This is a genomic window from Paraglaciecola sp., from assembly GCF_051252315.1.
Lineage (GTDB): Bacteria > Pseudomonadota > Gammaproteobacteria > Enterobacterales > Alteromonadaceae > Paraglaciecola.
On sequence record NZ_JBPOFP010000035.1, the window covers coordinates 1 to 18,030 of the forward strand.

Annotated in this window: 20 protein-coding genes; 9 read left to right on the top strand and 11 right to left on the bottom strand. The window is 38.2% G+C overall.

All coding sequences use genetic code 11. The annotated features are described in order from the left end of the window. On the top strand, positions 1 to 1,513 hold a 1,513-nt coding region (locus tag ACSHXM_RS08875; protein WP_435688401.1), incomplete at its 5' end, for a hypothetical protein. Between the two features lie 5 nt (positions 1,514 to 1,518). Beyond that, positions 1,519 to 1,857 (top strand): MGMT family protein, encoded by a 339-nt coding sequence (locus ACSHXM_RS08880; protein ID WP_435688444.1) that lies wholly within the window; start codon positions 1,519 to 1,521, stop codon positions 1,855 to 1,857. Position 1,858: 1 nt separating this feature from the next. On the opposite strand, the gene ACSHXM_RS08885 is transcribed toward ACSHXM_RS08880, so the two are convergent. Then, the gene (locus ACSHXM_RS08885) at positions 1,859 to 2,041 is read right to left on the bottom strand and encodes a hypothetical protein (protein WP_435688402.1); all 183 of its coding nucleotides are present in this window, start codon (positions 2,039 to 2,041) and stop codon (positions 1,859 to 1,861) included. A gap of 315 nt (positions 2,042 to 2,356) precedes the next feature. Between ACSHXM_RS08885 and ACSHXM_RS08890 the strand changes: the two genes are divergently transcribed. Then, positions 2,357 to 3,277, top strand: a complete 921-nt coding sequence (locus ACSHXM_RS08890) for a hypothetical protein (RefSeq protein ID WP_435688403.1) — start codon at positions 2,357 to 2,359, stop codon at positions 3,275 to 3,277. Between the two features lie 8 nt (positions 3,278 to 3,285). On the opposite strand, the gene ACSHXM_RS08895 is transcribed toward ACSHXM_RS08890, so the two are convergent. Then, entirely contained in the window at positions 3,286 to 4,149 is an 864-nt protein-coding gene (locus ACSHXM_RS08895; protein WP_435688404.1) for a YicC/YloC family endoribonuclease, read from the bottom strand. A 188-nt stretch (positions 4,150 to 4,337) separates the two neighbouring features. On the opposite strand from ACSHXM_RS08895, the gene rph reads away from it, so the two are divergent. Genes rph through tusA form a run of 3 tightly spaced genes read left to right on the top strand, consistent with a single transcriptional unit; the run spans position 4,338 to position 5,968 of the window. Beyond that, positions 4,338 to 5,051 carry a ribonuclease PH gene (rph, locus tag ACSHXM_RS08900; protein ID WP_435688405.1) on the top strand — a complete coding sequence of 238 codons (714 nt, stop codon included), beginning with the start codon at positions 4,338 to 4,340 and terminating at the stop codon, positions 5,049 to 5,051. A gap of 19 nt (positions 5,052 to 5,070) precedes the next feature. Then, positions 5,071 to 5,712, top strand: coding sequence for an orotate phosphoribosyltransferase (gene pyrE, locus ACSHXM_RS08905; protein ID WP_435688406.1), 642 nt, complete (start codon positions 5,071 to 5,073; stop codon positions 5,710 to 5,712). 7 nt (positions 5,713 to 5,719) lie between these two features. Next, entirely contained in the window at positions 5,720 to 5,968 is a 249-nt protein-coding gene (tusA, locus tag ACSHXM_RS08910; protein WP_435688445.1) for a sulfurtransferase TusA, read from the top strand. Here tusA and ACSHXM_RS08915 read toward each other — a convergent pair. The 5 genes from ACSHXM_RS08915 to ACSHXM_RS08935 form a co-directional block, all read right to left on the bottom strand. Next, complete coding sequence (locus ACSHXM_RS08915; RefSeq protein ID WP_435688407.1) at positions 5,965 to 6,531, bottom strand: hypothetical protein; 567 nt, start codon at positions 6,529 to 6,531, stop codon at positions 5,965 to 5,967. The two genes, tusA and ACSHXM_RS08915, sit on opposite strands and share 4 nt — an antisense overlap. Positions 6,532 to 6,534: 3 nt before the next feature. Further along, entirely contained in the window at positions 6,535 to 7,230 is a 696-nt protein-coding gene (locus tag ACSHXM_RS08920; protein ID WP_435688408.1) for a hypothetical protein, read from the bottom strand. A 54-nt stretch (positions 7,231 to 7,284) separates the two neighbouring features. Continuing rightward, complete coding sequence (locus tag ACSHXM_RS08925) at positions 7,285 to 7,863, bottom strand: DUF2589 domain-containing protein (RefSeq protein ID WP_435688409.1); 579 nt, start codon at positions 7,861 to 7,863, stop codon at positions 7,285 to 7,287. Positions 7,864 to 8,179: 316 nt separating this feature from the next. Continuing rightward, a complete protein-coding gene (locus ACSHXM_RS08930; protein WP_435688410.1) occupies positions 8,180 to 8,935 on the bottom strand; it encodes a class I SAM-dependent methyltransferase in 756 nt (251 codons plus the stop codon). 179 nt (positions 8,936 to 9,114) lie between these two features. Beyond that, positions 9,115 to 9,945, bottom strand: a complete 831-nt coding sequence (locus ACSHXM_RS08935; protein WP_435688411.1) for a DUF3014 domain-containing protein — start codon at positions 9,943 to 9,945, stop codon at positions 9,115 to 9,117. 201 nt (positions 9,946 to 10,146) lie between these two features. Here ACSHXM_RS08935 and ACSHXM_RS08940 point away from each other — a divergent pair, with 201 nt between their 5' ends. Genes ACSHXM_RS08940 through ACSHXM_RS08950 form a run of 3 tightly spaced genes read left to right on the top strand, consistent with a single transcriptional unit; the run spans position 10,147 to position 12,515 of the window. Continuing rightward, on the top strand, positions 10,147 to 10,734 hold the full coding sequence (locus ACSHXM_RS08940; protein WP_435688412.1) for a beta-phosphoglucomutase family hydrolase: 588 nt from the start codon (positions 10,147 to 10,149) through the stop codon (positions 10,732 to 10,734). A gap of 27 nt (positions 10,735 to 10,761) precedes the next feature. Then, positions 10,762 to 11,988 carry a sterol desaturase family protein gene (locus ACSHXM_RS08945; protein ID WP_435688413.1) on the top strand — a complete coding sequence of 409 codons (1,227 nt, stop codon included), beginning with the start codon at positions 10,762 to 10,764 and terminating at the stop codon, positions 11,986 to 11,988. After that, positions 11,985 to 12,515 (top strand): SRPBCC domain-containing protein, encoded by a 531-nt coding sequence (locus tag ACSHXM_RS08950; RefSeq protein WP_435688414.1) that lies wholly within the window; start codon positions 11,985 to 11,987, stop codon positions 12,513 to 12,515. The genes ACSHXM_RS08945 and ACSHXM_RS08950 overlap by 4 nt, the downstream gene beginning before the upstream one ends. Before the next feature lie 98 nt (positions 12,516 to 12,613). On the opposite strand, the gene ACSHXM_RS08955 is transcribed toward ACSHXM_RS08950, so the two are convergent. The 4 genes from ACSHXM_RS08955 to ACSHXM_RS08970 form a co-directional block, all read right to left on the bottom strand. Continuing rightward, positions 12,614 to 13,237, bottom strand: a complete 624-nt coding sequence (locus tag ACSHXM_RS08955; protein ID WP_435688415.1) for a 3'-5' exonuclease — start codon at positions 13,235 to 13,237, stop codon at positions 12,614 to 12,616. Positions 13,238 to 13,491: 254 nt separating this feature from the next. Further along, positions 13,492 to 14,577, bottom strand: a complete 1,086-nt coding sequence (locus ACSHXM_RS08960; protein ID WP_435688416.1) for an immunoglobulin-like domain-containing protein — start codon at positions 14,575 to 14,577, stop codon at positions 13,492 to 13,494. Between the two features lie 444 nt (positions 14,578 to 15,021). After that, positions 15,022 to 15,528, bottom strand: a complete 507-nt coding sequence (locus ACSHXM_RS08965; RefSeq protein ID WP_435688417.1) for a DUF6702 family protein — start codon at positions 15,526 to 15,528, stop codon at positions 15,022 to 15,024. Next, positions 15,528 to 17,984 carry a M1 family metallopeptidase gene (locus ACSHXM_RS08970; protein WP_435688418.1) on the bottom strand — a complete coding sequence of 819 codons (2,457 nt, stop codon included), beginning with the start codon at positions 17,982 to 17,984 and terminating at the stop codon, positions 15,528 to 15,530. The genes ACSHXM_RS08965 and ACSHXM_RS08970 overlap by 1 nt, the downstream gene beginning before the upstream one ends. Positions 17,985 to 18,030: the final 46 nt, after the last annotated feature.

Sequence of the window (18,030 nt, forward strand, 5' to 3'; positions counted from 1 at the left end):
AGTAGAGTCTGAACAAGTTGAAAATAACTCTGAGGTTATGAACACTTCAAATACTCAACTTTTGGCAATAGAAAATAAGATAGACGTCAAAAGAAAGGAGATTATTTCATTTGCTGAGGAGCATGAAATAACCTCTTTAGAGCGTGATGAAAACCGCTTATTAATTAAAGTAAAGGCTTTGAGTGCTAATTTAGATCAAGCTATTTCAGAAAAAACAGCTGCTCAAGCATTGTTAAATAGTTTAGTCGATTCAGTCCAAAAAAATCAGTCTATTATTCGGGATGAAGATAAAGCTGGGATTAACGCAACTAAACAAAGATTGCAGTTATTGACCAGAGAGCTATCTAGCCTTGAGCAAAAGTATACTCAAGCCTATTTAGAGCGAGACCCAATAATTGTAAATAAGCAACAAACAGTCACAGTGTTAGAAAAATCGTTATTTGAACAGTTAAAATCCAGTCAAAAACTTTATTTGCAAGATACTGAACGTGATTTAACTGCTGCAAATGAAAAAGTACTTCAAATGCAATTGCAATTTGAAGTGCAAAATCAACAAGCTCAAATATTCAGCCAAAAACTCCAAGAATATAAAATCTTGAATACAGAGCTAACGGCTTTGCAAGAGCAAGAACAAAAAATCCGCAATCAACAAGTTTCGCAAGAAGTTTCACAGCCCTTTGACGCTAAAATTAGTGTATTAGAAGCTCCATATACGCCTAATTTTCCAAGTGGTCCAGATTATTGGTTTATTTCTTTAATTAGTTTATTAGTGGCTTTTGTAAGCAGTGTTATTGCTTTACTTTTATTTGGATACGTAGTTAAACAAAAATACGTTCCTCAAGCTTCTACAAACTATATGGTGGTGCCAGGTCAAAGTTTAGATAATGGTTTATCTCAATTATCAGGAGCAGATCAAGTTCAACTTGCTCAAAATTCCCCGACGTTATCAATTGGAAGTGAGACTAGCCCTAATGAGATTTTGCGAGAGTTGACAGAAGTAGAATCCAAAGCATTGTACAGCGTATCAAATAGTGAAAGTAAGGTAATTATTGGGCTGGTTTACGCAGGCTTAAATATAGATGAGCTTTGTCAGCTTGAACGTAGTCATTTTTCTGAAGGATATTCTACGGTTTCTATTCAAACTGGTTCAAAGCGTATTTTAGAGCTGTCTCAACACTTGTCTGAGAATATTGCGTTATTTTGCCAGGATAATTCAGAATTAACTTCGTTTTGGTCGACTATTGACAAGGTTGAAGATCTAGAACAGGTGGTTATTAATACCGCGTATGACGTTGAATTGGAAAACCCCGAACAATTTAGTCTCAATGTACTTCGGCATACTTATATTTGTTACCTCGTTAGGTCAGGAGTAAGACTGAATGATCTTAATAAAATTGTTGGTAAGGTTTCTCCTAGTGATTTAGCCAAATATCGACCATTTCAACGGGTAGGTTCATCTATTGATTTTGAGACAATCAATCTACATTATCCATTACATAAACAAGTTAAGTGAAACCAATAAACTCCAACTACATTCAGATTTGGCGAACGGTGCAGTTAATTCCTATCGGATTTGTGTCTAGTTATGGGCAAATTGCTGATTTGGCAGGCTTGCCTGGTAGAGCAAGGTTAGTGGGTAAATCTTTAGGGTTTATTCCAAGTGATATGAACGTGCCTTGGTATCGCGTTTTACGTTCCAATGGACAAATTGCTTTTCCATTAGGTTCAGAGTCAGCGATTGTTCAAGCTGGTTTACTTCAAGAAGAAGAGGTGGTGGTAATCAACAACCGAGTCAAAATGAAGTTATTCCAATGGCAGCCAGATCTAATAGAAATCTTAAATAAACTAGAATATTAGTTTAGTGACTCGCTGCTTCTTTAATTATTATTTTTAGCTGATCACTTGTTACGTCAGAAGGACAAATTCCTTTATTCACTAATTCTTCCCTTATACATTCGGGATCATTTGAAGAGAAATTTGCGCTATTTTTTTGTACATAACGAGTGAGTTTTTGCTGTAATTTACGTGTTAAACAAGACATCTGTACATCTTAACCAGTTATTTAATAAGTCATTGTAAATGGCCTATAAGTATAATGAAAACTTATAGAGTAATAATCAATCCATTAATATTGTTATAATCAAAAACCAAGCCAAGATTAATTTGTTAATAAATTCATATAGATATAAATTTCAGGTTGGATGGGTGTAAAAAAAGCTGACAAATTAAGTCATTATGATTAATTGTTAGATTCTTCAACTTTATCTATTGTCTTATTATACTAGGTTCGTTAGTTGAATTTTCTCATCTTTAAATCAAAAAAGTTAAGTTATTAGGTATTTAATTGGAAAAGTGTATGAATATAAATGAAGGAAAATTTAGTCTAGATTTAGTACATATCGATGTGGCTCGTAACGCGACTGATGATTTCAATTTATTTCATGACAAAAAACAGTGGGATCAGATTGAAGGTAATCCTTTTGAAGGTCCTATTGCTTTAGGTTTCCAGTTAGAGTGCTTCATTGAAAATTTGGTTAAACGTTATCGTCAACATCATGATGAGATAAGCCTTATTGAACAAGAACAACTTACTTTTAGTAATTACTCCTTCAATTTTGCTGGTGTGGTTAAGCCTAAGGATCAATTGACCGCCTTAATCAAAAAATCTCGCTTGTCGTCAAGTGAGCAAACTGTTCTCTCTAATCGTGTAGTCATTAAAAATGAGCAAGGAATTGTTTTAATTGGCTTTAAAAGTGAATCTAGTCGACCTTTATTTGCTAATGATGTAGCGCTACATCAAACGCTTTTTATTGGAAATCTATTAGATAGAAACATAGTTGATAACACCGGCTACTTCTATAAAAGGAAATTCACAACTAACAGTAATGCCAAAAATTTCTTAACCAGCTCCTATGTTGAGCAGTCGGATTATCTAGATGAGGTTAATGACAAAATAGTATTTCCAGAAACCTATTGCACCAGTCTTATTTCTTGTGCGTTACTTGAAAGAGGAAAAGCAGAAGGTTTGGATTTTAAGCGAAACCCTATGGTGTATACGTCTCATAAAATATCTGTCAATAGACGCAATGTAGAAAAACTACGTAGTGACCAAAAAATCCATATTTTAGTTGGGCCGCCTATTTCAGATACTGAACCAGAAATTGAAGGTCATTCAGGATTGATAAAACACTATTGTTTTGCATTAAACCAAGAAAAAGAGGTGTTGTTTCAAGGAGAAATACAACTGGCCCCTCTTTCTTATATTTTGCCCAAATAGGTATAAATTTATTCTATATTCGCGATCTGTTCGCGCATTTGCTCGATAAGCACTTTTAGTTCTACTGCTGATTGAGTTGTATCTGTATTTATCGATTTTGAACCCAGTGTGTTAGATTCGCGGTTAAATTCTTGCATCATAAAGTCTAATCTACGGCCTACAGCGCCACCTTTATTGAGAATTTTTCGAGTTTCACTTATGTGTGAAACTAAACGATCAAGTTCTTCGGCTACATCTACCTTTTGCGCTAACATGACCATTTCTTGTTCGACTCTAGCAGCGTCTAATTCTATTTTTGCTTCTTCAAAACGATTTTGAATTTTATCTCTTTGCCATTGAATAATTTCAGGCATATAACCGGTAACATTATCAACTTCAACTTGGATGCCATCCAAACGCTGTTCGATAAGCGTTTTAAGGTTGCTTCCTTCCGTTGCTCGGGCTGCAATAAAGTCTTTTAGGGTTAAATCAAACTCGTTAAGAATGTCACCTTGAATGCTGTCCATATCAGCTTCTTCGGCTGCAATAACACCAGGCCAACGTAAAATGTCTACAGGGTTAACACCGTTTGATTGCCCTTGGCTTTGAACCCAGTCGGCGGCTTGCATTAATTGTTTGGCTAAGTCTTCGTTTAAGCTCAATTGGCCTACCGCTGCATCATTGGCCACAAATCTAAGTGCACATTCTACTTTCCCGCGTTGTAAGCTTTTACGAAAGCGTTCACGTAAAACCGGTTCCATGCTCTTAAATTGTTCAGGTAGACGAAAATAGGTTTCTAAAAACCTTTGGTTAACTGATCGAATCTCCCATACAGCTGTGCCCCACTCGGCTTTAAGTTCTCTGCGTGCAAAGGCGGTCATACTGTAAATCATCGAAAATTCTCCAAAAGTTTAATTGGGCACATTATACGCATATCACCTTTAAATTCGCTATCTGTGTGAGTCACTCCTGCATATTTTTCAGATAGCCTATTCAATAACAAATTATGCTCATAATTAACCAGAAACAATGTCTGTTTTCTGGTTATAATTCGCAGCAAATTTATTGATGGAGTACCACCATGCGTCCAAGTGGAAGAACTGCAAGCCAAATCCGCCCTGTAACAATAACCAGAAATTTTACCTGTCATGCTGAAGGATCGGTATTAATTGAATTTGGTAACACTAAAGTTTTATGTAATGCCTCTGTGACAGAAGGTGTACCACGTTTTATGAAGGGTAAAGGGCAAGGTTGGGTAACAGCTGAATATAGCATGCTGCCACGCGCTACTCATACCCGTTCAGATCGCGAAGCTGCGAGAGGAAAACAAGGCGGACGTACTCTAGAAATTCAACGTCTTATTGCTCGCTCATTACGTGCGGCGGTTGATTTAAAGTTACTAGGTGAAAACACTATTGTTGTTGATTGTGATGTAATTCAAGCAGATGGCGGAACTCGTACGGCTTCCATTACCGGTGCATGTGTTGCTTTAGCCGACGCATTGAGTTGGATGCGCTCTAAAGGCATTTTAAAAGCGAACCCAATTAAACATATGATTGCTGCTTTATCTGTAGGTGTTTACAAAGGAACAGCTATTGCTGATTTGGAATACCTAGAAGACTCAGACGCAGAAACAGACATGAATGTTGTGATGACAGACACAGGTAAATTAATCGAAGTGCAAGGCACTGCTGAAGGCGAACCATTTGATTTTGACGAATTAAACGAAATGTTAGAATTGGCCAAACATGGTATTCGTGAATTGTTCGACGAACAAAAGTCAGCGTTAAACTAAGAAAAATTAAGAGTTAACTATGCAAGATTATCAAAAAGCATTTATTGAGTTTGCCCTAGCTCGTAATGTTTTAAAATTTGGGCAATTTACTCTTAAATCTGGCCGCACTAGCCCGTACTTTTTTAATGCGGGGTTGTTTAATACTGGTGGTGATTTAGCCAAGTTAGGACAGTTCTACGCACAAGCGTTGCAATCATCCAATATTGATTATGATGTTTTGTTTGGACCTGCTTATAAAGGTATTCCAATTGCTACCACCACTGCCGTAGCGCTTGCGGATAAACATGGGGTAGATAAGCCTTATTGTTTTAATCGTAAAGAAGCCAAAACTCATGGTGAAGGTGGTAATTTAGTTGGCAGTCCTTTAGCTGGCAAAATCATGCTGGTGGATGATGTGATAACGGCTGGTACAGCCATTCGCGAATCTATGTTGCTTATTCAAGCTAACAATGCTGATTTAGCCGGTGTGCTGATTGCCTTAGACCGTCAAGAAAAAGGTCAAGGCGAGCTTTCGGCTATTCAAGAAGTTGAGCGAGATTTTAATACTCAAGTTGTATCGATTGTGAGCTTGGCTGACTTGGTTGAATATTTGGCTGATAAGCCAGACATGGCTGAACACTTAGTCAATATTCAGCAATATAGAGTCGATTTCGGGATATAGCTTTTTGATTGAATTAAACCTCTTTGATAACGCAGACTTTGAGCTTGATGCTCTAGGTCTTCGTTGTCCAGAACCTGTAATGATGATACGTCTTAAAATTCGTGAAATGCAGGTGGGACAAACTTTGGTGGTTACTGCAGATGATCACTCTACTACTCGAGATATCCCTAGTTTTTGCCGGTTTATGGATCACGAGTTATTAGCTACTGATACTGAACAAAGTCCTTATCGGTATGTGGTAAAAAAAGGCTGTTAATTATTGTGAGATAACATGTTGTCTAACAGTGACTGTAATAAATACCTCCGATCTGTCTCTCCCACTCTAGCTTCTATATATCGATACATGCTTTTAGTTTCTTGGTTATCACCTAATAACCCCCAAATATTATCTACATAACCCATAGTCACTTGTGGTGTGGTTGGTAGCTCTTGTTGAGAAAATCGAATTGCTAATAGTTGAGATAACTTGTCTATGAGTTCACTAAAACCGTGATCAATAACTTCCACTTCTTCTCTAAGAGCTTGTTCAGCTTGACTAATAATGTGTGCCGTTAACGCTCTTTTAGCCTTACGTTTACTGCGTGATGATTGCGCTATATTTGGATCTTGGTAACCATCGTCGCAGGCCACTAACATACCTCTTAATGATGCTAATCTTGAAACAACAGGAAGACGAAGAGGTTCTAATTGTTTTTCTGTTTCAACCAGCCATGTCAAAGATTTTTGTGGGTAACTAGGATCGAGCAACATGTATTTGTCAGTGATATTAGTTAACAGCAATAGTTGATGGATAATTTTTTCTTTAGCAATAGAGCGCATAGTTTACTCGGGCTGTAAGCGATTTTTTAATTTTCCATCCTGACTACTTGTCGCCCATTCTAATCCTTCTTCACGCAAGGTGATTTGTAATCGCACACTATTGGCTGAATTAGTCGACTCTTTGACCGCACTCGTTGTAGCGTTAGCCACCAAAGACAATGGATTTGAATTCGACTTTAATGCGACTTGAGACAACTTGTGTCTAATGGACTTGCTCACTACTTGGGTTTTTTCAAATGGGATTTCTTTATTGGCAACATTCTTTTTGAGCGATTTAGAAAACGCATCATCAATACTTCTCAATAACGCCTCTCGGGTGACTCGCGTTCCACCAGCTCGTTGTAATTCAGACATTTTGTCTAATGCTAGTTTTGATTCTTTGTCAAAAGACGCTTGAAAACTTTTGGTTTTACTCAGTATATCCTCATCATCTAAGCTCTGTTTAAATTGCTCCATTAGTGCTTTATGAATGTTACTTGGCGAGTCTAGTTCTGCATCTTTAGCAGGAATATGCTGTTCAAATGTTACGGGCATATCTATGGTTAATTCTGGCACGCGCACTCGAGGTAAGCTCATGCCTTCTAACAAAGGATTATCTTTATAATACTCTGCTACGGCTGCTGTTTCTTCATCTGCTAAACGTCTTGCATGAACTAAACTAATCATTACAGCACCTAACACTTCACTTAATTCTGACATGTTCCACTCCTGTAGTATTACTTAAATAAAAAGGGGCAATATGCCCCTTTATAACTAAGCTGCAGATTCCACTTCTGTTATTGAATTTTCTAAGATTCCTAACAATTTTTCTGTTCCTGCAGGCAGTTCATCTTGCACAGCTCTCACGTTTACCGACAAGCTATAAGTTCGCTCAATTTTAGATGAACTCGATTTAGCGCTTTTACTGGAATAACTTGCGCTAACTTTGACTGATACCGGCCCCCATCCACCTTTAGCTGATAAACTTGCGTTCAGGCTTTTTGATGACGACGTTGTCGATTCCTGTACTGAGTTTATTTTTGCGTTAAAACTAATGGTTGTTTCTTCTACTCGAATGAAAGGTATTGGTAACATTGTGAGTATGGGAACGGTTAAATCAAACTTCTTGGGTTCTACTGAGGTTACATTACCTTCGGCATCTTTTATTTCTACCGCCTTCATGTAACTGAATGTCACCATTGTAGGTTCATTTGTATCTTCATCAAAACCAACGGCTTTGATAAAATCTACAGAGGTTTGTGCAGATTGGGCTTGCGCCCGAACGACGGCATCTAAAGGCCCGCCAATCATAGATTTAAAATCAATACTGGAAAGTTCTTCTCCTATTGCCATGACAATTTCCTTGGTTATCTCCGGGAGTAACCCCAGATTTCTGTATTATTAAATACCTCTTTAAATTCAAGTCTTTAAAGAGGAATAGTGTGAATGTAAAACACTTCAATACTTCACTTAGTACCGAATAATTCAGATCTTCATTTTATTTGCTAACTTCGAAATATATGAAATACCGCATCCTAACAGTACGTTTAATACTTATAGCAGCGAGAAAATATTTTGCCAGTTAAGGTGGTGGTTTTTTGAGCAGATATTTTAGAGTGGAAAAACTAGCAACAAAGTATGTTGCTAGTTTGGTATTTTGAATTCTAAATTAAATTGGTTTGCGAAACTTAATAGTCCAGCGGTCTGTATTACCAGTGACTGACTTTACCCCTACTTCATATTCCAATTCGTCATCTTCACGGTAGTGTAAAGTACTAAAATCGACAAATTCAAAGCCGGCTTCTTGTATTTCTTTAATGGCTAAAACCGGATCAAACCTACGATTGTTGGATGGCGTGTTTTGCTCCATATGTCTTCGCGTATGGTCTACTACTGCATAGGTTCCACCCGCTTTTAATGCATCAAAAGCAAGTTTATTCATTTTACGACGACCTTCTTCTGCAAAGTTATGGTAGTTACGGAACGTTAGCACCATATCTACATTTTTCACCTCAAGCGTATTGGCTTCTAACGAGTAAAATTTAGCTCCTTCTTCTTTATAAATTTTTGAGTCTTCAGCTAGAATTTTTATTTTTTCAAACCCAGGCTGTTTTGCCAATTTTTTTATCGGGCCGGTATACAAAGCGCCGTAATATTGCCCTTTTTCAGCTACGGTTGGTGCTAATATCTTTGTATACCAGCCTCCACCAGGTATTAACTCAACTATTTTCATATCATCACGTAACCCAAAAAACTTTAGGGTTTGTAATGCTTTACGGTTTTTGTCTCGCTTTGTATCCTTTTCAGTACGAACTTCTGATTTTATCGCGGCTTTTATTTTGTTTGCCGTACTTTCAAATTCACTAGCTGCATAAGCACTGCTGCAAAGAGTGGTAAGCAGCAAAGTGGTAATAAGTTTTTTCACTAGGTATTCTCCATTTTTTGAATTGACTGGTTAAGTGCCCATTATCAGACCATGAAACCTTAAATAAAATTGCATAAAGTTTGAGGTAGGTACTTGAATTTGTTTATTAAATCATTGCTGGAAACGAACGCGAGAAAAACTCCTGAAATAGGCATAATTCATTTTGATAAAGTGAGAAATTAAAGAGCCAGAGTTTCTTTAATCTCTCGCAATTTGGCTTTGATACGTCGCATGTTTTCTGGGCCAGTTCTTAATAATTGCTTTTGAGGCGCAGATAAACCTTCTAATCGCTCATCTGCAAATTTGAACATAACGCTGTCTGTGAAAACTTCTACAGGTACAGGCACTTCTGGTGTGTCTAACAATACGTTAATTGCATCCGCTAATTTTTCTTCAAAGGTGTCTCTTGGGTTACTGATTTCAGCAAAAATTTCTTCGATAGCTGGTTTATATTCTTGATACAACTGAATTAAAGATTCAGTTTGAAGCGACTCAAACACATCAACATAAGGCACATATCGTTTGTAACTGGCAGGATCAATCCAATCTTTATCTGCTTGGCGATAGGTTCTAAAAGGCTTCTCTGGGTTAGATAATACATTGTGGCTTGCAGAAATATTTTCGTCAGCAAGTGTAGTCGTCATCACTACAAAACGCTGTAATAAGGATTCATCAATTAACAATCGAGCAAAGGCATCATAATCAGATAAGGAAAGTAACTTTGTTTTGACTGCGCCATCGCTAACGTCTAGTGGTTCTTCCACTGCAGGCTCTTCAATTACCAATGGCTCAACAGGTTCGGGCTCAGGTTCATAGGGTTCAGGCTCTACTATTTGAGGTTCGGGCTGTGGCTCTGGCTTTATTATAGGAGTATTGACCGGCTCATTAATTATAGGGAGAGGTTTAACGGGCGTTTCTTCAGGCCAAAAAAATACGGCAAGTATTATAATTACAACACTCGCTCCAATTATGAAATGAGGGACTAAAGATTTTTTTGCTTCGTCGTTCATGAATATTCCCATTGTATGCAACAAGCACTACATATTAACGTTTAGCCTACTTAATTTTAGTTTAAAATGATATGAACAGATTGTAAATTTGTGTAATCAAGCCATAGAAGCAAAGATTGAGAAAAGTAAATAATGAGATGGCTTGTAAAATAATAAAAACTCCCCAACTTGTAGCTTATGTAAATTAGAGGTAGCAAATAAATGATAGACTTAAGTGGTTATGAAGCGATTGTGTTTGACATGGATGGCACTCTTATCGATTCGATGGGCGCTCATGTGACCGCTTGGCAAATGACATGTGAATATTTTGGTCTCCCCTTTAACGCAGACTACATGTACGGATTAGGCGGAGTACCAACTAAACAAATTGCTGTTTTATTAAATCAAAAATTCTCTACCGATCACAACCCTGAAGAAGTGGCAGCAAAGAAAAGGGAATATTGGTCATCAATTCGCGATGTGCCGAGTAAAATTACTGAAACGTGTAACGTGTTAGAGCATTACCAAGGTAAGTTGAAGATGGGCGTAGGCACAGGCTCTGAACGCAAACATGCAGAAGATGTATTGTGCAAAACAGGAATAGATAAAAAAATAACCGCTTTGGTCACGGCTTCTGACGTAACCCATGGTAAACCTCACGCTGAAACTTTTCTAAGAGTCGCTGAATTATTAGGTGTTGAGCCAACAAAATGTGTAGTATTTGAAGATACTGAAATTGGACGACAAGCAGCAGAAGCCGCCAACATGGATTGTATTTTAGTCAAAGATGGAAAAATCCAAATGAGTTAATCATATTTTTGAAATACGGGAGGCTAAGTGAATATCATTTTATATGCGGTACCCGTATTTTTTTTATTGATTGCAACAGAGTTGCTTTTAGAAAAAGTAAAATCTACACAGTACTATCGGCTAAATGACACCATTAATAGTTTAACCGCGGGCGTTATGAGCCAAATGGTGGGGTTAATCAAGCTACTTATTCCCGTAAATATCTATCTACTGTTTTACCAATCAGTGTCGCTGTTTTCCTTACCTGATAGTCCATGGACGTGGGTATTGGCATTTGTGATATATGATTTTTGTTATTATTGGAATCACAGGTTGGGTCATGAAATGAATATTTTATGGGCTGCCCATGTGGTGCATCATTCAAGTGAAGAATACAATTTAAGTACGGCTCTTAGGCAATCCAGCAGTAGCTTTTTTAGTTGGATTTTCTATTTGCCGTTAGCCATTATGGGGTTTGAGCCAGAGCTGGTCTTGGCAGTAGGGGCTTTAAACTTAGTCTATCAATTTTGGGTGCATACTCGCCATGTACCTAAGTTAGGTTGGTTTGAATGGATCTTTGTCACTCCGTCTAACCACAGAGTACACCATGCGCAGAATCAAATTTATATCGACCGCAATTACGGCGGTGTATTTATTCTGTGGGATCGCTTGTTTAATACTTTTCAGCCCGAACTCGACAGTGAGAAACCTATCTATGGCATTCGTAAGGCTCTAAAAAGTTGGAACCCTTTGTGGGCCAACGTACATGTGTATAGTCAGCTTATTAAGGACTGTTGGCATGCTCAAAATTTTTCCGACAAGATACTTATTTGGTTTAAGCCAACTGGTTGGCGTCCTGCCGATGTCGAACAAGCCTACCCTTTATCTAAAACAAATTTAGCGCAATTCAAAAAGTTTGATATCCCACTTTCATTATCGAACAAGCTCTACAGCACATTGCAATATTTTATTATTTTGGTACTTGGATTAATGACCATTATGAATGTTTCGAATCTGAGCGATTTACAACAAGTGTTGCTAGTTGTGGGTATTCTGCTGAGTAGCTTATCCACTGGGTTTATATTAGAAAACAGATGGTTTTCTACTTGGACTGAATGGGCTAAACATCTAATGAGTTTAAGTTTGTTGTATATGTATGCCCTACCCATCTGGTTGGAATATATTTTATTTACTTGTTCGTTATTAAGTATCGTGATGCTGCTTGTTAAAGGTAAAACTATGATGGAATTAAAAGTGCCGGAGAAGACCAAATGAAAAAAATTAGCGGTTCAATTTTGTTGTTATGTTTTGGACTAATTAATACACACGCTAAAGCCGAGGTTTTACAGGTTTCTGAACACGGCTTTATCGTTGAAAACACAATTCAGACTGACAAAAAGCCTGAAGTGGTGTGGGCAAAACTAGTCAAGGACATTGATAAGTGGTGGCCTAAAGATCATAGCTGGTGGGGAGATATGGGTAAGCTTTCTATTCAAGCCTATGCCGGAGGTTGTTTTTGCGAGGTTTCGGACGATAAATCTGCTGAACACATGCGTATCAGCTTTGTTAATCCAAATAAAACTTTGCGAATGACAGGTGGTTTAGGGCCATTACAGGGTATGGGAATGTATGGTGCTTTGAATTGGGTATTGTCTGAACAAGAACAAAAAACACAAGTGACTTTAACGTATAGAGTAACTGGGATTAATCCAGAAGGATTTGAAAAGCTCGCGCCAATAGTTGATAGAGTGCAATCAATTCAATTGAATGAACTAAAAAAGTATTTAGAAAAGCGGCCTTGAGTGCTTAACATTTAAACGTTTTAACTAAAGCATGCATTGCATGGATGTGAGGCAAAAACACATGAATAATATAGATACCCAGCTTCACTCTTATATCACTATCCTTTTACTTTGCTCAAAACTGCTTCGACTTTATTTTTGGGTGTTTTTGCTAACTTTTGAATAAAAGAGAAGGGCACTTCTTTAGTGTCCATTTGGCTAGCAATGTCATCAACCATAGCCATCCACAACTTTGCGGTCATTTCTGAATCATATAAAGCACGGTGAAACTGACCTTCAGATTGAATATTTTTATAGCTAACTAATGATCCTAGCTTGTGATTCGGTGCTTGCTGGTAGACACGTCTAGAAACCAGTAAAGAACAAGCAAACTGACCCTGATAGGATTGTGAAATTCGCCCCAATTCTGCATCTAAAAATCGTTTATCAAAAGAAGCATTGTGGGCCACAAGATTGCTATCCCCAATAAAATTTGCAAACTGATGCATCACTTCTTCACAGGGAGCGGCGGAACTCAACATTTGGTTAGTGATACCGGTATAATTTTCAATGAAACGGCTCACTCGTTTACCAGGGTTCATTAAACCTTGAAATCGTTCCACTACTTCGCCTTTTTGTAACCTAACGGCACCTATTTCAATCGCTCGGTCACCCATGTCCGGAGATAATCCTGTGGTTTCAAAATCGAGAACAATAAGGGAGTCAGCGCACGTTTGCGTCATCAAAGGTTTACCTAGTGAGTGAAACAGTGAGTTTAACAAAAAGCGACCCAAGGATTAAGTCGCTAAGTAAAAATACCAAGACCTCCACAATACTTTTAGGTAACTCTTTGTTTTATATGGTAATGCACAGTTTAATTTTTTGGATACCGAGATTTCACTGTGCCCGTATCCTGACTTGCTACGCGTGAGCCTAATTAATAAGCTCTGGATTTACCGTTTAAGTCATTGTTAATAATTATCAAGCAGCGCTCAGCTTACTTACTTTGCTGCTGTAACCATTGAAATAGATCAGGCTCGACTCTATCACTTGCCCCAGTGATACTATGAGTTTCGCTGGGAAGAAAAGGCCAAAGTGAAGTAGTAAAATGGGTACCTTCTAGGTAATTGGTTAACTTGGCTCTTTCACTGGGATTGCAGCCGTTAATCGCATTGGCTGCGGTAATACCTGTATTGGTAATTAGGTTAGAATCTTGAGTGCCTACAAAGCTCCACATAGGTACGTCAGCAGCATCACAAACATTACCTGGCACGCCTTGAAACCAGCCTCCCGCAATGGGTACAACCGCCGCGACTTTATGGGGATAAATTGTCATATAACGCAAGGATATATTGGCTCCTTGGCTCCACCCAGCGAGATAAATACGTTGCGAGTCAACCTGATAGTTTATCAAGGCATATTCTATAAAATCATCAAGAGCTTGGGTATCTAGACCGTCTTTTCGATGGGGGGATAGAATGACAAATGGTAGTTCGGTATCCCAAGAATCAAAGTTAATCACTGCCGGCAAACCACAACACTCTACGTCATGCAGGTTACCAGAGCCCGTAGCTCCAGAACCATGATTGAAAATAATTAACGGTGCAGAATAATTAACACTACTATTATAACCTTTAGGTAAATGCTCAATATAACCTAGTTCGGCTGGTGTATTATTTGGCTGACGGTATGATTGCCGCACGGGCTCAGAGTCGAATACTCTCACTATACGATTCGCCTCACCCATTGCCCCATTTAAATCCGTGACCTGATAACGAAGTAAATAGTCAGCCACTACTTGGGTATTTACCGCCCCAACAATGGAAATACTGGCAGACAAGTCTCCATCCTCTTGATCAGTCGCCTTAGCTCCGCTCTCATTATAATTTTGACCTAAAGACAAAATCACAACGCGCTCGCCTAACAAAGTTATCTCTGGCTGGGTATTATTACTGTCTTGGACTATTTTATTATCTGGTGACGGATCAGACAATTCAGGGGACGTTGAAACTAAAGATGAGCCGCCACAACCTATAAATAATCCACAAACTAATACAAATCCCGAATATTGGTATATTCCCATAACTCTTCCTTTCCCCATTAGGGATTCAATTTATGAAATAGAATCCTTCGTTTAGACGTATTTATCTATCCAAGATAGTAATGCCCCAACCACTGTAACGTCTAAAACGAAGCGTGTTAAAGATAATCACACTTAAGTTAGCTCAAGTCAGCCGTATTCTATTATGAGGACATGTATAACCTTTTATTAATTTCAGAGTATTACATTTTGGCCGCCTGTTTTTACAAAATAGGCCTAGACAAAGTGTTCTGTGTTCGGCGTATTATGCTAGACAAATGTTTGATACGGGGCGCCTGTAACGGGTGAAACCGTCTCTTGGACTGCAGGCGAATTTAAACAGGTTTATTGTTTTATTTAATAGTTAAAGAAGCGCTAAAACAACAAGGCCTTGACTAGAGAGTTAAACTATCTGGTCAAGGCCGAGTTATTAATAAAAGTCTGTGTTTAATGTGAGTTAAATTCGACTTTAATCAATTCAACAGAATCAGTAAAAGTTAAGGTTTGTAAATCACCCTTTCCTTCTACATTAATAGTATTAACTTGCTCGGGCCACAAGTCGCGCAATGCATCATGTTGAATACTCAAGTTTTCAAGTTTAGCCGGTTGTTTGGTTTCTTGGTAAACCCAAAAAAATTGACCTTCAATTTCATACCCCACTACTTTTAAGGGTAATGGTTTTTGTTGATTATCAAACAAACTAAATCTCTGATCTACATATTGACTAAACTGAGTTTGGGTTTCTTTTGAGTCTAAGATATCAGCGTCTTTTCCAAAAATCTGTTTTACCGCATGTTCTGCATCGTGCACTCTAAATCTATGCATAACTTCAATGTTTTGGGTGCGGGGATTAAACAAAACCGTACTGATGGAAGACTTTTGCTGATGAGCACTGGCAAGCTGCGTTACTAACAGTAATGCAGTTGCCATTAAAATAAATAATCGGTTTACCATTATTTACCTAAGTACTCTTTTTTACCTGTCTCTTTATCAAGTTCTGTTTTGATATCTTGCATCAGATCTTGAGATACCTTTTTGGTACTCTTCTTCTGTTTGTATGCTTCAATTCGAGACTCAATCATTTTACGAGGGAAGTGGTTATTGTGCGTGTTTACGTCAGCAGTTTCCCATCTTGGATCAACTGTTACACTCACCAATTCTTTATCTTTGTCGGTAATAATCAGTTTGTTAACTGCTTTAGAAGTACGACGCCAAATTTCAGCCGGGATATACTGATTTTCCTTGCTGCCATCTTCGAATGTTAATTCAAGGATAATAGGCATGACTAATCCACCAATATTAGAAAACTCCAACACATAGTAGTTTTTATCTTCTTTAACCGCGCGTTCAAAGGCTGCTTTTTCCCAAGGTTTTAATCCGTTTACAAACTTATGATATTTGTTTCTTTCTTTGTTAGTTACGGTGAAACGATCGTTTGCGTCGTAGAAATCTTTAATGTCTGGAAAACGGTCAACCCATAACTTTTTACCTTCGGCTTTATTTCGCTCATCAGTAAGAGACAAAGGTTTGTCTAATTCAACTTGGCGCTGACGGGCAAAGTCGATATCAGGGTTTTTAGTATCTAAACGCAACTTGTAAATGTTATCTAGTGAAATATCTACATGGTCTGTGCTGTAAAACCAGCCACGCCAGTACCAATCTAAATCAACGCCAGACGCTTCTTCCATTGTACGGAAAAAGTCAGATGGTGTAGGGCGCTTAAATTTCCAGCGCGTTGCATACTCTTTAAAGGCAAAATCGAACAAGTCTCTGCCCAATATGGTTTCACGTAGAATGTTTAAAGCAGCAGCCGGTTTGGTATAAGCATTTGGGCCTAAACGTAATACGCTATCTGATTGGGTCATAATAGGTACTTGAATTGAAGACTTCATATAATCTGTGATGTCTCTTGGCTCAACACCCCAAGGAATAGTTGGATCCCATTCGCGACCTGCTACACCATCTAAAAAGCTGTTAAGCCCTTCGTCCATCCAAGTCCATTGACGTTCGTCAGAGTTGACTATCATAGGGAAGTAGATATGCCCTACTTCATGGATAACCACTCCAATCAAAAAGCGTTTTTCAGCTTGTGAATATGTGCGGCTGCCATCTTTTTGTAATTCAGTTCTAGGGCCGTTAAAGGTGATCATTGGATATTCCATGCCACCTACAGGACCATTTACTGACTGTGCTACTGGGTATGGGTAATTGAATGAAAAGCGGTTGTACACATCTATGGTATGGATAATAGATTCAGTAGAATACTTCTTCCATAAATCGCCGCCTTCTTTAGGATAAAAAGACATAGCCATGACCAATGGTTGTTCTTTGTCATCTTGTTTATACCCACGGGCATCCCACATAAACTTACGTGAAGAAGCCCAAGCAAAGTCTCTTACGTTGTCCGCTTTGAATTTCCAAGTTTTAGTTTTGTTAGTGCCTGACTTTTCGTTTTCTAAGGCTTCTTCTGCAGTGACAACAAATACTATACGCTCTGCTGTTTCAGCTTCTTTAAGTCGCTTACGTTGTTTGGAGGTTAAGACATCATTTGCATTCTCTAACGAACCTGTAGAACTAACAATGTGATCAGCAGGTACTGTTAGTTCAACTTCGTAATTACCAAATTCTAAGGTAAATTCACCACGACCAATAAACTCTTTGTTAGTCCAAGCTTCATAATCTGTATAAGAATGTAAGCGTGGAAACCATTGGGCTAACAAAAATATGTCATTGCCGCCGTCACGTTTATCATTTGGAAAATGTTCATAACCCGCACGAGCTGAAACGGCATCTTCCTCAACAATGTTAAAAGCAAAATCTAAAGAGAATGTGACTTTTTTACCCGGCTTTAAATGAGTCGGTAAGTCAATACGCATGTTGGTGCCAACAATGACATGGTTTAATGATTCACCACGTTTGTTTTTTACACCACTGATGTCATAACCCAGTATGTTATCGTCAACAAATTGTTGGCGACGTAACGCTCCTAAGCTTAATTGAGCGGGTTTGTCTGATGAAGCCGCAGATGTTGCTGGACCTCTGTTACCTATGCCACCAAAAGTGGTTGTTGTGGCAGACATAGAATCACTTTTAAATTTATTTTGGTCTAATTGTATCCACAAGTACTTGAGCGTATCGGGAGAATTATTATGATACGTAATGGTTTGGCTAGCTTCTATGCGACGTTTGCTTTCGTCTAATTTTGCTTGGATTTTATAATCAACTTGCTGCTGCCAGTATTTGTGACCAGGTTCGCCTGCGGCATTTCGGTATACATTAGGGGTAGGAAGAGATTCGTCAAGTTGTCGAAATTTATCTTCAAAACTTCCTTTAGTTTGGTTAATGCTAGCGTTGGCTGTGAGTAACACAGACAACGATAACACTGATATCGTAATTAATTTGTTGAACATACTTTTCCCTGATTTTTATTTAATAGTGATTGCAGCTTTTTTATTT

Coding starts and splice junctions, on each gene's coding strand:
- ACSHXM_RS08885 (WP_435688402.1), bottom strand. CDS start 2,041: ATGTCTTGTTTAACACGTAAATTACAGCAAAAACTCACTCGTTATGTA.
- ACSHXM_RS08890 (WP_435688403.1), top strand. CDS start 2,357: ATGAATATAAATGAAGGAAAATTTAGTCTAGATTTAGTACATATCGAT.
- ACSHXM_RS08895 (WP_435688404.1), bottom strand. CDS start 4,149: ATGATTTACAGTATGACCGCCTTTGCACGCAGAGAACTTAAAGCCGAG.
- rph (WP_435688405.1), top strand. CDS start 4,338: ATGCGTCCAAGTGGAAGAACTGCAAGCCAAATCCGCCCTGTAACAATA.
- pyrE (WP_435688406.1), top strand. CDS start 5,071: ATGCAAGATTATCAAAAAGCATTTATTGAGTTTGCCCTAGCTCGTAAT.
- ACSHXM_RS08915 (WP_435688407.1), bottom strand. CDS start 6,531: ATGCGCTCTATTGCTAAAGAAAAAATTATCCATCAACTATTGCTGTTA.
- ACSHXM_RS08920 (WP_435688408.1), bottom strand. CDS start 7,230: ATGTCAGAATTAAGTGAAGTGTTAGGTGCTGTAATGATTAGTTTAGTT.
- ACSHXM_RS08925 (WP_435688409.1), bottom strand. CDS start 7,863: ATGGCAATAGGAGAAGAACTTTCCAGTATTGATTTTAAATCTATGATT.
- ACSHXM_RS08935 (WP_435688411.1), bottom strand. CDS start 9,945: ATGAACGACGAAGCAAAAAAATCTTTAGTCCCTCATTTCATAATTGGA.
- ACSHXM_RS08940 (WP_435688412.1), top strand. CDS start 10,147: ATGATAGACTTAAGTGGTTATGAAGCGATTGTGTTTGACATGGATGGC.
- ACSHXM_RS08950 (WP_435688414.1), top strand. CDS start 11,985: ATGAAAAAAATTAGCGGTTCAATTTTGTTGTTATGTTTTGGACTAATT.
- ACSHXM_RS08955 (WP_435688415.1), bottom strand. CDS start 13,237: ATGACGCAAACGTGCGCTGACTCCCTTATTGTTCTCGATTTTGAAACC.
- ACSHXM_RS08960 (WP_435688416.1), bottom strand. CDS start 14,577: ATGGGAATATACCAATATTCGGGATTTGTATTAGTTTGTGGATTATTT.
- ACSHXM_RS08965 (WP_435688417.1), bottom strand. CDS start 15,528: ATGGTAAACCGATTATTTATTTTAATGGCAACTGCATTACTGTTAGTA.
- ACSHXM_RS08970 (WP_435688418.1), bottom strand. CDS start 17,984: ATGTTCAACAAATTAATTACGATATCAGTGTTATCGTTGTCTGTGTTA.